The 13,611-nt window shown below is 44.3% G+C and carries 11 protein-coding genes and 1 tRNA gene; 7 read left to right on the top strand and 5 right to left on the bottom strand.

The genetic code is table 11. The features are described 5' to 3' along the window. The first annotated feature begins 47 nt into the window (after positions 1-47). From flgA to FKN88_RS09680, 3 genes are all read left to right on the top strand, one after another. Positions 48-815: a flagellar basal body P-ring formation chaperone FlgA gene (gene flgA / locus FKN88_RS09690; RefSeq protein WP_158138790.1), complete on the top strand. Its 768-nt coding sequence runs from the start codon at positions 48-50 to the stop codon at positions 813-815. Between the two features lie 104 nt (positions 816-919). Then, complete coding sequence (gene flgM / locus FKN88_RS09685) at positions 920-1,240, top strand: flagellar biosynthesis anti-sigma factor FlgM (protein WP_158138791.1); 321 nt, start codon at positions 920-922, stop codon at positions 1,238-1,240. Positions 1,241-1,288: 48 nt separating this feature from the next. After that, positions 1,289-1,714 (top strand): flagella synthesis protein FlgN, encoded by a 426-nt coding sequence (locus tag FKN88_RS09680; RefSeq protein ID WP_004394704.1) that lies wholly within the window; start codon positions 1,289-1,291, stop codon positions 1,712-1,714. A 143-nt stretch (positions 1,715-1,857) separates the two neighbouring features. On the opposite strand, the gene flgP is transcribed toward FKN88_RS09680, so the two are convergent. Together flgP and FKN88_RS09670 are read right to left on the bottom strand one after the other, a co-directional pair. Then, entirely contained in the window at positions 1,858-2,298 is a 441-nt protein-coding gene (flgP, locus tag FKN88_RS09675; RefSeq protein ID WP_050782707.1) for a flagellar assembly lipoprotein FlgP, read from the bottom strand. 6 nt (positions 2,299-2,304) lie between these two features. Then, positions 2,305-2,940 (bottom strand): FlgO family outer membrane protein, encoded by a 636-nt coding sequence (locus FKN88_RS09670; protein ID WP_004394702.1) that lies wholly within the window; start codon positions 2,938-2,940, stop codon positions 2,305-2,307. Positions 2,941-3,100: 160 nt separating this feature from the next. Between FKN88_RS09670 and FKN88_RS09665 the strand changes: the two genes are divergently transcribed. The 3 genes from FKN88_RS09665 (at position 3,101) to FKN88_RS09655 (ending at position 5,076) form a co-directional block, all read left to right on the top strand. Next, positions 3,101-4,246, top strand: coding sequence for a flagellar assembly protein FlgT (locus FKN88_RS09665; RefSeq protein ID WP_004394701.1), 1,146 nt, complete (start codon positions 3,101-3,103; stop codon positions 4,244-4,246). A gap of 98 nt (positions 4,247-4,344) precedes the next feature. Then, a tRNA-Arg gene (locus FKN88_RS09660) sits at positions 4,345-4,421 on the top strand. Between the two features lie 148 nt (positions 4,422-4,569). Then, the gene (locus FKN88_RS09655) at positions 4,570-5,076 is read left to right on the top strand and encodes a hypothetical protein (protein ID WP_004394700.1); all 507 of its coding nucleotides are present in this window, start codon (positions 4,570-4,572) and stop codon (positions 5,074-5,076) included. 48 nt (positions 5,077-5,124) lie between these two features. On the opposite strand, the gene FKN88_RS09650 is transcribed toward FKN88_RS09655, so the two are convergent. Next, positions 5,125-6,108, bottom strand: a complete 984-nt coding sequence (locus FKN88_RS09650) for an OmpA family protein (protein WP_154170385.1) — start codon at positions 6,106-6,108, stop codon at positions 5,125-5,127. Between the two features lie 380 nt (positions 6,109-6,488). Further along, positions 6,489-7,913 carry a glutamate--tRNA ligase gene (gene gltX / locus FKN88_RS09645; protein WP_154170383.1) on the bottom strand — a complete coding sequence of 475 codons (1,425 nt, stop codon included), beginning with the start codon at positions 7,911-7,913 and terminating at the stop codon, positions 6,489-6,491. Positions 7,914-8,090: 177 nt separating this feature from the next. Here gltX and FKN88_RS09640 point away from each other — a divergent pair, with 177 nt between their 5' ends. Continuing rightward, entirely contained in the window at positions 8,091-10,607 is a 2,517-nt protein-coding gene (locus FKN88_RS09640; RefSeq protein ID WP_306687509.1) for a heavy metal translocating P-type ATPase, read from the top strand. Positions 10,608-10,663: 56 nt separating this feature from the next. Here FKN88_RS09640 and FKN88_RS09635 read toward each other — a convergent pair whose 3' ends face one another. Beyond that, positions 10,664-13,318 carry a beta-N-acetylhexosaminidase gene (locus tag FKN88_RS09635; protein ID WP_306687510.1) on the bottom strand — a complete coding sequence of 885 codons (2,655 nt, stop codon included), beginning with the start codon at positions 13,316-13,318 and terminating at the stop codon, positions 10,664-10,666. Between the last annotated feature and the right edge of the window lie 293 nt (positions 13,319-13,611).

Below are 13,611 nucleotides of genomic sequence, written 5' to 3'. Positions count from 1 at the left end.
TCCATCTCAAACTTTTATAGGAAAAAAGTGGTAGTCTAAATCAGGCTATGAAGAAATCAGAGAAACGAACTATGAATTCGAAGACCCGTTTATTTTCCCATTCCCCAACTAAGTGTAGAGGGTTCTACCACTTTTTTTATAACTCTATCGGCTTTTTATTATTTTTCTTTAGTCTCTCGGTTTTTTCTGCAACGCCAGAGCAAATCGAACAGATTCAGCGAGCAGCCGAAAGTCATGTCATCAACACCGTCGATAAGCCGATAGGCGGTGAACTGGTCGTCAATGCGGCCAACATTGATCCTCGGATCTTTGCTACCGATTGTCCTAATGAGCTACAGACATCGTCCTCATCTCATAGCGGCTCTGCTAGTAATATCACTGTATTGGTTGAATGCCCAGCAGATAACTGGCGAATTTATGTTCCCGTGAGGCTGACGATGACCGTTCCTATGGTGACGGCTCTTAATGCTTTATCCAGAGGACAAACGATTACGCAAAATGATATTACTCTTAGTATGGTAGATCTGCTTCGCTTTCGACGGCAAGGATTTTCCTCACAAGATATGGTAATTGGAGCAAAAACGAAAAGAAACTTACAATTGGGTGACGTGATCAATCGTAATGATATTTGTGTCGTTTGTCGAAATGAAAGCGTGTTGATCAGAGCCGTTAGTAACGGGATGAATATCACAACTAGAGGCACCGCTCTCTCTGATGGTAACCTAGGAGAGCAGATAAAAGTGAAAAATGATCGTTCAAACCGTATAATAGATGCACAAGTGAGCGGAATGGGGGAAGTTACCGTACAATTTTAATCCCTTTACGATCATTTTTTTATCGATGAGTAAACAAAGCACTAAAGTTTTCTCTCTCTCCGTCGATATGACGGTACCTATAGATCAATTTTAAAGGCTCGTTTATGGCAGGTATTGATAACATACGCTCAGGTCAATCGTTGGTTACAACGAATCGTTCACCTGCTCGTTCAGACACAAATACAGCAGCATCATCAACATCGAGTGCCGCTCGCTCACAATCATCTCAACAAGATGCGGTATCACTCAGTACCCAAGGCAAAGCCATTGGTGAAATGCACAGTGAGATGGCCGCAACACCCAGCTTTGATACGGCAAAAGTAGCGGCGATTAAAGAAGCCATAGCAAATGGCTCTTATGTCGTTGATGCTGAAAAGCTCGCAGATAATATGATTAAGTTTGAGAAAGAGTTGGGCGGTTTTTAACCATCACCTCACTTTCAAGTCAGACCGATGCATAAAGGTGGTTGATTTATGGCAGCATTAAACGATTTAGTTGCATTCCAATTGAAAAATGCTCAAGAGCTTTCAGCGGTATTGGAACAAGAAAAAATAGCCATTACTAGCCGCGTTTCTGCCGATATCGAGTCAACAGCGAAACAAAAGATAGCCTTAATTACTCGATTACAGCAAACCGATCAACGTATCGCGAGTCATCCCCATCTTAATCAGCTCACGGAAGATGAATATTTACATAGTACAATGACTCAAATTCGCTCCATTATTCACGATTGTCAGCAAGCCAACCTAGTGAATGGTGAAGCACTGGCAAGAGCACAAGTCAGTTTTAATAAGCTGAATAATTTGATGCAGCAAAGTCACGGCAAAATCGGCATGACTTACAATGCGACAGGTCAAACTCATACCGTTTCTACCTTAGGCACCAACCTTAAAGCTTGATGATCCCCGTGCCGTTTTTATCCGCTATTTTTTACTCGCCACTATTCTAAAGTCACTGATAGCTTGCCAACTCAAACCGGCAGCATAAAAAAGCGGCCACAGTATTTGCAGCCACTTTCGTATATTCTGGAGAAAGAAAAGAGTTAAAATAAGGTTTGTTGACGTTTTTCTGGCACCTGTTGAACTTCGCCATAACTGCGTAATCGATCCATTTTACGGATATCTAACCGCAGTTCAGTTACATAGCTATCGCCAACTTTATAACTGCGAACCACTTCTGCACCTCGAATCACACCATCTACAGCGCCGGAAGTGAGCTCAGTACCTAAACGTTGATCATGCAAATCAGCACGGCCACTGACCCGCATACCATAAACTTGTTCTGCTAATTCACGGTAAGCATCTATTTTAGAAGCACGCATTGCTCGCACTTGCTTTTCCTCATCATCACGGCCTCGTTGCTCACTGATGCTGGCATAACCGACTGCCGTCAACCAATCATCTTCACGCATCGCCTGCAATGGCTGGCAACCGCTGAGCAATATGACGATGGTCAGAAAAAAAAGTAATGGTGATCTCATCATATTCTCCTAAGGGCGCAAGATAACACTGTATGGACGAGTCATTGTCGGATCAGAACGAATAAGTACACCGTCTTGCGTACGAATGGTATTCAAAGTATCTAAGTCACGTCCAATGCGATCAGCCGGCAAGAAACCTTGGGCAGTCGCAACCACGATTCTCGATTGCATACCAACCACTCGAGCATTAACCAATACCCCCCCTTCTTGACGGAGCATAGTACCCGTTAATACGTATTGAATTTCTTGCTCTTGAGCCAAATCTTTCCAGTCTCGACTAAAAGCAAAGTCACCTTGACGAGTGACTTGAATTGTCCCTGTGGTTTTAAAATCTACTACTTTAAAGCCGCGACGCTGGAACTGATGAATTAATCCTTCAGATACAGAGTTACCTAACCAATTGGTGGTATCCATATCTTGTAGATCCACAAACGAAGTCACCGCGATCGGGGTACGAGCCGTCACACTGGTATTGGACTGAACGAGATCTTCTGTCAAACTATCAATAAAGAAATCCAACGTATGACGTGGACTTTCTATTAACATAAATTGTGAGCCAGAATACGGCTCTTTACCATTATAAATTGGCGCATAAGCACACGCCGTCAAAAAGACTACCGGTACTAAACCAAGCCATTTTTTCATTTTCTTCATCTCCAGATATACTAAGGCTATCGTCCCGTTCACCCGTTTTGACAAAACTGGAACGCTCTTTGCTTTTCTCAATCTGTCTTTGATTCAGAATTGCGCACCTACATCAGCTAACACTTACTAAGCAAGATTTATACCCAACTGGTAACTAATAATGAAAAAAAATGTTTCTTTTTTAATCTCAATGCTTTTCATGGCTTTTTTTGCCACCAAAAGTCATGCCGCTTGGTACGAAGTGACTGGCACCGCAACGATCGTTTCCTCTGAAGAGGTCGCTAGATTGCATGCTCTGGAAGATGCGCTGTATAAGGCGGTGAATTTTGCCGGGGCAGATATTGGTAGTATTAGTCATTTAATGCCTTTACTCGAAACCGATAGAAAGGAATATTTGTTTAATAACCATGAAGTTCGTTATATCTCCGTTGAAAATCGTAAGGTTCGCGGCAATGTCATGAAGGTTACGGCTCGTATCGACATTTATCCATCGGCAAGGGCTTGCCACAAAGAACAATACAAAAAGACCTTTTTAGTCGGCAATATTGATCTTGCTTCGCCACAACAAGCGGTGATGGGACAAATTTACACCATCGGTGATGATTTTGCTGATGTCCTCGATAGACAAATCGCTCAGCAATCTCATAGCTTTGTCTCTGTTGGAACCACTGATTACGATATCAATCATCGCAACCCGACTCGCATACAAATGATCGCACAAGATACCGGGGCTCACTATATTATCGGTGGGGTGATTAATGATTTAACAGCAACGATTGAACAGAAGGTTTTGCGAGATGATGTTATTAATCGTCAGTTTGCTCTCGAAATGCAAGTCTTTGATGGCAAAACCGGCAGTGAAATCTTGAGAAGAAATTATCGAGAAGTTGCGAGCTGGCCGTTTGCAAAAACTAGCCAAGTCGATACTCGTAGCGCCCGTTTTTGGGCATCTACCTATGGTCAAATGTTGTTACGGGTGAGCCGGAACATTATGCTGGATCTCGAATCTGAAATCTCTTGTAAAATCACCTTACCAGAAGTCGTCGCCAAATTTGGGCAAACCGTCAGTATCGATCTAGGTCGTATTCATGGCGTGAAAGAAGGGGATAAATTACAACTTTGGCATACAGGATCGTTTATCGATCAGAACGGTTTGCCTCGTAATAAGGTGTCACAAAGTGATATCACCTTAACCGTCTCGCGCGTCTATGAAAAAAATGCAGAGTTGACGGTTGATCAGCCTGAACTGGCGTCAAGCATTCAGATTGGTGATGTTATGCATAAACAAGTGTCATTTTTAGAATAATCTCGTGACTAACTGGTCATTCAATCAGCGAATACCATCAAAAAAATGCACAATTTGGCGTATTGATGAGATACAATTAATGCGCCAAATTAATCAAAGCTCCCGTAGCTCAGTAGGATAGAGCGGTCCCCTCCTAAGGGACAGGCCACTGGTTCGACTCCAGTCGGGAGCGCCAAGATTGTTCGTTGTCCCCTGCCATTTTTTCGCACAATGTTGACCTGACGTTGATGAAGCTTTTTTTTATTCCTCTAGACTAAATTGACTGTCTCTATTATTTTTGGCCTACTCTTATTATTAACAAAGAACTCTATAGCGTAATCGGCATGACAAAAAGTAATCTCCAAACGAATACTGGCCATCGCTTTATCTCAAAAGCGAAAACGGCTTATAAAGTTCACATCCACACTCCCGATGATACCGTGTTACACCGATCAGTCGGTTATATCCGTTTAGGGGAAGAAAAAGGCTTAAAAAAAGCCATTAAACTGCGTAATGAGCTAGGGCGTGAAATGTGGGGCAAACACTGGCGACGAATTCTCAAAGATCCGTACCTCATGACTCGATTGCCACATAGCCTGGAACCGAAAATTATTTATAAGCCAAGACCCACTAAAGAAAATCCAAACTATCGTGACGCTTGCTATATCGCCGCCTGGCGTGATTACAATGAGCAAGGTGAATGTACCTTTAGAAGTGTCGTTTGTTCAATCAGTAAACACGGTAAACTTGCCGCTTATACGAAGACCAAAAAAGCCTTATTGGATGCTTATAAAGATTGCCTTGATATTTTGATCTTTATGGGCCGCTTAAACAGTATCGACTTAAAATAAGAAAGCTCACCGAAGTGAGCTTTCTTGCTGTATTAATCAACTACATCATTATTGTTTAACTTGATAATCAAACTCTGGAATAGTGATGTCAACCCGACGGTTAAGCTCACGTCCTTCCGCTGTACTATTAGAAGCGATAGGATTCGTCTCCCCTTCTCCTCGCCAAGTCAAGCGAGATGGCTGGATACCCTGCTCAACTAACGCATCCGCAACGGCTTTCGCTCGTTTTTCTGATAACGTTTGGTTGTATGCTGCAGGACCAGTAGCGTCAGTGTGCCCAGTAATTACTACCTTAGCTTGCGGGTATTGATTTAAAAAACGAACCAGCTTAGTCAGTTGCTGTTTACTTTCTTGATTTAAACTAACACTATCAAAAGCAAAACTGCTGCTATCAAGTCGTTGGAAGTCATAGGTTTTATTGACGAACACAGGTCCAGTTTCTACGATTTCTTCAACAACAATCACTTCTTCAATCACCGTGACGGGGCGACTTTCAACCACTTGAGTCGGTTGGGCTGCGGCACCAAAACGGTAACTCACACCAAGTGACACGGTGTTAGCTTCTGCTCTGGTTTGATCGTTATTGATATCCGTTAAAACTTGATATTCCGTGCGTAAGGAAACATTTGGGCTGACATTAAATTCTAGACCAGCAGCAGCAAGAAACGAGTAGTCACTTTCATCACCATAATCGACATAAGCACCACCGAGCTTAGCATAAGCACCGACACTTGGTGATAAAGAAAGAGTAAACTTAGGCGCCAAAGTAATCGCTTTCACTCTATCATCGGCCAATCCGATACCAGTAAATTTGCCAAGCATGTCATAACCCGCTTCCACGGCTAACCATTCATTTAGGTTGTAACCAAGAAAAGCCCCCATACTCGTATCTCTGTCTTCACAAACCTCACCAGCTCGACAGGAATCATTCAACCATGTTTGTCCTAATTTGCCGCCTAAATATACGTCTGCCATTGCAGAAGAAGACGCCGCCATTAAAGACGCTGATATCATCGCCACTAACTTTTTCATAATCCTTTCCTTTTGACTAATTATTATCATTAGCATGACCAAACCGGATTGTAGCTAACCAATAACAAAACGCTAAGGCCTCCGTTACCAAACGGACCACTGCTGTATCTATTACTCATCGAGAGGTGCCGTTGAGTAACCCACGGTTTAATATCTATTAACCAAGGTCATTTATCAACCGCCAGATTCATAATACCTGAAGAATGTTAAACCAATGTCATGTGAATTAAAAATAAGCAACAACACACAAAAAAAATAGAGATTAACCAAATTAAAAGGGGTTAATAATCGTTAATGCGCTGATAACAAACTTGCTCCATAAAAAAAACCGCAGCTTCAATCGGCCGCGGTTTCAACACTATGGATTATTCTCAATCGTGTTATGCGTTTGCTTCACGCTCTGCAATAAAATCTAATGCCATTTGAATACGTTGTACTACACGCGCTTTACCAATCAAATGCATAACCGCATCAACAGAAGGTGATTGCCCACCACCGGTGACCGCGACTCGTAGTGGCATACCAATTTTCCCCATACCAATAGCCAGCTCTTCACACACTTGAGCAATCACTTGATGCAACGCGTCAACACTCCACTCTGGTAATTCGTTAATCTTGGTTAATGCCAATGCCAGTGGCTCTTTGGCAACACCGCGTAAATGTTTTTTCGCGGCATCGGCATCAAACTCAGTGAAATCTTGGTAGAAATAACGCGATTGTTCTGCCAGCTCAACCAAGGTATGGCAGCGCTCTCCAACTAATTTAACCACTTCAGATAGGGCTGGACCTTGCTGCTTATCAATACCTTGCTGAGTAAAATGCCACTCTAAATGTTTAGCGACGTATTCAGGATCTGAGGTTTTAATATAGTGATTATTCAACCATAACAACTTGTCGGTATTAAAAGCCGAAGCCGATTTAGAAATGGCATTAAGACTAAACAGATCGATCATCTCTTGACGAGAAAAAATCTCTTGGTCGCCATGTCCCCATCCTAAACGCACTAAATAGTTGATCAGTGCTTCTGGCAAATAACCTTCATCACGATATTGCATCACCGACACCGCACCATGGCGTTTGGATAATTTGGCTCCATCATCGCCCAAAATCATCGCACAGTGAGCAAATGTTGGAATCGTCGCTCCCATCGCCTGATAAATATTAATCTGACGAGGCGTGTTGTTGATATGGTCTTCACCGCGAATCACATGGGTAATCCCCATATCGACGTCATCTACCACGACACAGAAATTATACGTCGGCGAACCATCGGTACGACGAATAATTAAATCATCCAGTTGATCGTTACGAATTTCAATTCGGCCACGGATTTTATCATCAAAAATCACGCTGCCTTCTTTGGGATTTCGGAAACGAATCACGCATGGATCGCCCTCTTTTGCAGCTTCATTCACCGCTTTGATTTTAGGATGATTGGCATCATAACGAGGCATCTCTTTGTTCGATTCTTGCTCGGCACGAATCTCATCAAGCAGCTCTTTGGAGGCGTAACACTTATAAGCTTTATTCTCAGCCAATAGCTGTTCAACCACTTGGTTGTAACGGTCAAAACGCTTCGTTTGATAGTAAGGGCCCTCATCCCACTCAAGGCCCAGCCACGTCATCCCCTCAAGAATCGCATCGACTGCCGCTTGAGTTGAACGCTCGAGATCGGTATCTTCAATACGTAGAACAAATTCACCACCTTGACTCTTCGCATAGAGCCAAGAATATAGAGCGGTACGAGCGCCCCCTACGTGTAGATAGCCTGTTGGGCTTGGAGCAAAACGAGTTTTAACCGTCATTATTGATTACCTTTTTCATAAACTTCAGCCAAAGCTTGGCATGAGCGAAATTTTGCGCGCCATTCTATCACTCCCACTGCACAGACCCAAGAAACTTCAAAAAAGTCATGATCATTCGCTTGACCTTACCTTAAGGTTAAGGTTTATCCTACTTCCAATCAGTCAGGAGAGATAACAATGCATCATTACGCTTTATCTTTATCAGGGTTAAACTGTATGGGCTGCGCGCGCAAGCTAGAGCGCCAATTACACAGTGAGTTTACCCTGCACATCCATTCGTTGTCGCCCACATTCATTGAACTCGATGTAGACACCTCGCTTGATAATCTGCTGCGCTGTATCGAGTCTTTAGGTTATCAAGCGACATTAAGTCAGTCGCTAACAAAAGAGGAAGCCTCGATTACGACGCCAACAACCGTTGGTGACAGCGCAAAAGAACCTATCCCCCTCGAACCGACATCAGCGACAATTAGCACCTATTTATTGATTGAAGGAATGACTTGTGCCAGTTGTGTGGCTTCGGTAGAGAAGGCCCTCACTGCACTTCCCGGTGTTAATAAAGTACAAGTCAATTTAGCCGAGCAAAGTGCATTAGTACTCAGTCAGCAACCACTCACTGAGCAGTTATTAATCGCAGTAAAACAAGCAGGTTATCAAGCTCAATCGGTCGATGATCCTCTTGAACAGCAAGCTAAACAGCAACAACAATTGACGATGATGCAACGATTACACCAACGCAACGCGATGATAGGCCTTGTACTTGGTGGCCCGATGATGCTGTGGGGGATGGCTGGCGGTAGCATGATGATCGATAATCGCTATGATCAACTAGGTTGGGGACTGATTGGCGTGGCATGCTTAGCAATGCTCGCCACTGCAGGACGTGTGTTTTTTGTCAATGCTTGGCAAGCACTACTCCACCGTCGAGCCACGATGGATAGCTTGGTTGCTTTAGGAACGGGAGCAGCATGGTTTTATTCGATGTTAGTGGTTGTCTTTCCTGAATGGTTTCCCGCCGCAGCGCGGCATGTCTATTTTGAAGCTTCAGCGATGATCATTGGTCTTATCTCTCTGGGTCATTATATTGAAACGAAAGCCAAATCAAGAACCACCCAATCGCTGCAAGCCTTAATCAATCTACAGCCACAACAAGCCATCTTGGTGACGGATCAAGGTGAACAAGTCATGGCTATTGCTCACATACAGCAGGGTATGATGCTGCGTATTAAACCCGGAGCAAAAGTTCCAGTTGATGGTGTAGTGATCGACGGCGATTCTTATATTGATGAAGCGATGCTGACTGGTGAGCCGATTCCCGCCCATAAAATACCGGGCAATACCGTTTCCGCAGGTACCATCAATCAAGATGGCAGTTTATTAATTGAAGCCACAGGGATCGGTTCACAAACCATGTTGGCTCGTATTATTCAAATGGTACGTCAAGCACAAAGCAGCAAGCCAGCCATTGCCAAACTGGCCGACCGAATCTCGGCTGTATTTGTCCCTATCGTGGTGGTGATAGCTTGTATTGCAGCGGCAATCTGGTTTTGGTTCGGTCCTGATCCTAAAGCCAGTTATATGCTCGTAGTCGCGACCACCGTGTTGATCATCGCTTGCCCCTGTGCCCTCGGTTTGGCAACCCCACTTTCCGTTACGGTTGGTATCGGTAAAGCAGCAGAAATGGGCATACTGATTCGTGATGCCAACGTTTTACAATTAGCCAGTAACATCGATACTGTGGTTTTTGATAAAACGGGCACGTTAACGCAAGGCAAACCTAGCGTTCAACACGTCGTTAGCTTTGAAGATGACGAATCGGCATTGCTCAGTTTAGCCTTTGGCTTAGAGCAGTATTCAGAGCACCCACTGGCTAAAGCCATTTGCGAATACGCACGGCAGTACAATGGAACGGCCGCAAATATTGAACAGTTTGAGAATCAGCGTGGTAAAGGCGTTCAAGCGTCTTATCAAGGTGATAAGGTACATTTAGGCTCATTAAGCTACATGCAAGAGCTCGCTATCGATCTCAGTGTTGCGCAAAGTACCATTCAATATTTTGCGGATCAGGCATGGACTCCCGTCGCTATCGCTCGACACCAGCAGTTGATTGGGATGATAGCCATTGCTGACCCTATCAAAGCCAGCGCAGCCAAAGCCGTTAAAGCACTACAACAAATGGGGATTCATACCGTAATGCTGACTGGCGATCAGTACAGTGTTGCCGAGTCAATCGCCAAGCAACTAGGTATCGATCAAGTCATTGCCCAAGTCCTACCTGAACAAAAGGCGCAGCATATTGAGCAGTTACAGCATCAAGGCCGGCACGTAGCGATGGTTGGAGATGGCATCAATGATGCACCTGCTCTGGCACAGGCAAATATTGGTATCGCAATGGGCAGCGGCAGTGATGTGGCGATAGAAAGCGCACAAATGACATTACTGAACTCTTCACCGTTAGCCGTCGTCAATGCCATCGACCTGTCTAAAGCGACCTTAAGGAATATGCAACAAAATCTATTTGGTGCTTTCATTTATAATACGCTCGGTATCCCAATTGCGGCTGGAATACTCTATCCGGCATTTGGTTTTTTACTCAGTCCGGTCGTGGCTGGTGCCGCAATGGCTCTATCATCAATTACTGTCGTAACCAATGCTAACCGCCTTCGTTTTAGCAAAGTACGCTATCATGATTGATGGCTAAACACTCAGAAGATTAAAAAAGCCTCTCGATAGAGAGGCTTGAGCGTATATCATTCGTTTATGACAGTAACCCGACTGAATCGCATTCCGCTTGCCGACGTCGAACGAAGCGCGACTTCACCACTCACTTGAGGAGGATTGCTAGCATCAAAATCAGACCATTGCTGTCCATCCAATGAATATTGCAGGCTCACACCTGGAAATTGAACATTCATAGCTAAATAGCCATTATCGATACGTGCTCCCGGTACTGGTAGACGGTAATCGATACCCGCTTTTTCAAGCTTCGCCAATTCACGCTGACCCAGCACGTTGGCAAAGCGGTTGTAATCTTGGTTAAGCGCCGCTTGGTTAACAAGTTGGCTGTCTTGTGAATACTCAACCCCTACTTTGTAGTCATTTTCCCACTCAGCTCGGTGCCACGCACGTTCAGCCGCGGCTAATACGCGAGGGAATACCATATACTCATATTGCTCATCATTGCGCACCGTCTCAGACCAAAGCTGTGCCGATAGACCATAGAAAGGTTTGCCTTGTACTTCACCTTTGCCCGTAAAACCATTCCCGTCGCGATCGAGTGAAGTTTCCGCATTTTGTGGCATGTTCTCAGGTGCGAAACTGAACATTTTACGCGTATCGGTAGCACGTGTAGCCCAATAGTAGCCGCGCTCTTTTGGATCGGCTTCATACGGCATATCCATATAAACGTAATCTGGGTTAGAAACAATCACGTCATAGCCTTGTTTGGCCCATTCGTAAACCGATGCGCTGCCGCCCCAATATAGAGTGTCCCAGAAGTTAACACGTTTATTCGTGGTGGCGAAAGCTTCTGGACCTTCACTGTACTTCAGACCATCTTGCCACGCTTGGAAGCTTGGGATGCCTTTCTCAGCGACAATTTTAGAGACTTGCTCTGCAAAGAAACTTGGCAGGTGACCAAAGTCGCTCACGGTACCGTCTGCAATCAATATCTGACATTGTGGCGACTGTGCGAATGGCTTGTCTTGCTTAGCGAGATCTATCGTGCCTTTCCAGTCAACTTTATCTTGAGCGTTTACGTCTTGAAAGCCTGCGCCAAGCTTGATGTTTTTCGCTTCGTCGCCACCAAAGTGCCATGTGGTTAGCGGTGCACCTGCTTCGATGTGCATGGCGGCCACTTCAGAAATCACTTTATCGACAAAGCGCGTTGATGATTCCATACAAGGGTTAATGAAGCTTTGTTTATCATAGAACTGAACCGTGGTCACATTTGAAGTATCTTGCGGATCCATCAAACGGTATTCATTTGCTTGTATTTGCTTACCTTGTGCCATTAGTCGCTCGTAACGTGCTTCCATTGAAACCACCGCTGCGCGAGCGTGCGCTGGCATATCAATTTCAGGAATGACTTCAATATGGCGCGCTTTGGCGTACTTAACAATATCGATATAATCGGCTTTACTGAAATAACCAGAGCCAAAGTTATCCGATGTCGGTCCAGAGCCTAGCTGAGGCAACAAGCAATGCTTCTCTTCCAGATCAAAACAACGCTTAGCGCCTACCTCGGTCAATTCTGGCAAACCGGGGATTTCTAGACGCCACCCTTCATCATCGGTTAAATGAAGATGAAGTTTATTCATCTTGTACGCCGCCATTTGGTCTAGCGTAGCTAAAATGGCTTGTTTGGAATGAAAATTACGCGCGACATCAACCATTATGCCGCGATACTCAAAACGAGGAGCATCTTGAATAAACAGCTGTGGTAAAGCATCAGGCTGTTGGCTGTCGATAAGACCAAAGATAGATTGTACTGCGTAAAAAGCACCCGCTTGGTCAAACGCTTTAATCACAATACCGTCGCCTTTGATGGTCAACTCATAAGCCCCTGATTTTGCTAATTCACCAGTGAAACCTATAGGAACCACCGTAACGCTGACAGGAAGCTCACCACGAACATTTATCCCGATCACGGCTGCGCGATGTTGAATTGCGCTGTATTGGGTGGCATTGAATGCTTCTTTAGGCAACGCGATACCTGCCGCAATATCCACCACGCCTTGACCCGCTTCAACGAGCATTGGGGTTGGGAGTAACGTAGTGGAAACCTCTTGTTTTGCTAGGTCGGCATTCTGCTCAAAACGCGATATCGCGTTGGCAAAAACGTTATTGTCTTCTGGAGTCCGTTTTAAATTATTACCGTCAATACCGCTCACAAACGAAGCAATATCTTCGGTATTCAGCGATGCAATAAGCCTAGGCTCTGCATTAGGAGCGACCACAAAAGCACCTGGCATAAAATCAGTGTCAAACAGCGTCCAATATTCACCGATGAGTGGTAAAACGACCTCTTCACCCGCCGCAAAACCGGCAAATTTCTCTGTTGGCTCTAGTTTATGTAAATCACCCGTCACGCGAGAAATTTTAAACTGGTCATTCTCCACATCCAAAATCAAGCGAATACTGTGAAAGTAGATAGCCCAGTCTTTCGACTTTATCGCCTCACCTTGATTAAGAAGCGTCATATTAACCTTATTACATGAAGCCCATTCTGCACCGAGAGCTTCACAAGCCAAGCCGTCATTAGCGCCGTGGTTTGTGACGACGTGATATTGAATACCCAAATTGCCCGCCAGTGAATTGACTAGCGCTTGATTAGACGTACCCATCATTGAACATCCCGCTAATACTGCGGTGACTGAAATGGCGATTACACTCTTGTTCAACATAGAATTACCTTCTTTCGGTTGGAAATACAGGAAGGAGTAAACTCTTTTTCCTCCCTTGATGACGGCATTATCCGATGATTGCCATGATTCATCTTCCAACCATAACGCGAGTTATTTTTCGGCGTAAAATTAATCATACTAAGCAGTGATCACGTTCAAATTTTAGGTTTCATGAAAATAAAAAATCATTATTTATCATTAGGTTAAAGTTAACGTCAAAATCGACACTTCTATTTTGACGAGATTACTGCGATCTCAATCACATCAATGTCATAATCCTACCTACTTATTGA

This window comes from Vibrio sp. 2017_1457_13 (assembly GCF_030851525.1).
Taxonomy (GTDB): domain Bacteria; phylum Pseudomonadota; class Gammaproteobacteria; order Enterobacterales; family Vibrionaceae; genus Vibrio; species Vibrio metschnikovii.
Note: the sequence above shows the minus strand (reverse complement) of the source record. Positions and strands in the feature narration are given on the sequence as shown.

What these genes read in the sequence shown, in the direction of transcription:
- FKN88_RS09665 (WP_004394701.1), top strand. Translation starts at nt 3,101, where the DNA reads ATGAAAAAAAATGTTTCTTTTTTAATCTCAATGCTTTTCATGGCTTTT.
- gltX (WP_154170383.1), bottom strand. Translation starts at nt 7,913, where the DNA reads ATGACGGTTAAAACTCGTTTTGCTCCAAGCCCAACAGGCTATCTACAC.
- FKN88_RS09670 (WP_004394702.1), bottom strand. Translation starts at nt 2,940, where the DNA reads ATGAAAAAATGGCTTGGTTTAGTACCGGTAGTCTTTTTGACGGCGTGT.
- flgM (WP_158138791.1), top strand. Translation starts at nt 920, where the DNA reads ATGGCAGGTATTGATAACATACGCTCAGGTCAATCGTTGGTTACAACG.
- FKN88_RS09635 (WP_306687510.1), bottom strand. Translation starts at nt 13,318, where the DNA reads ATGTTGAACAAGAGTGTAATCGCCATTTCAGTCACCGCAGTATTAGCG.
- FKN88_RS09640 (WP_306687509.1), top strand. Translation starts at nt 8,091, where the DNA reads ATGCATCATTACGCTTTATCTTTATCAGGGTTAAACTGTATGGGCTGC.
- flgP (WP_050782707.1), bottom strand. Translation starts at nt 2,298, where the DNA reads ATGATGAGATCACCATTACTTTTTTTTCTGACCATCGTCATATTGCTC.
- FKN88_RS09650 (WP_154170385.1), bottom strand. Translation starts at nt 6,108, where the DNA reads ATGAAAAAGTTAGTGGCGATGATATCAGCGTCTTTAATGGCGGCGTCT.
- FKN88_RS09655 (WP_004394700.1), top strand. Translation starts at nt 4,570, where the DNA reads ATGACAAAAAGTAATCTCCAAACGAATACTGGCCATCGCTTTATCTCA.
- flgA (WP_158138790.1), top strand. Translation starts at nt 48, where the DNA reads ATGAAGAAATCAGAGAAACGAACTATGAATTCGAAGACCCGTTTATTT.
- FKN88_RS09680 (WP_004394704.1), top strand. Translation starts at nt 1,289, where the DNA reads ATGGCAGCATTAAACGATTTAGTTGCATTCCAATTGAAAAATGCTCAA.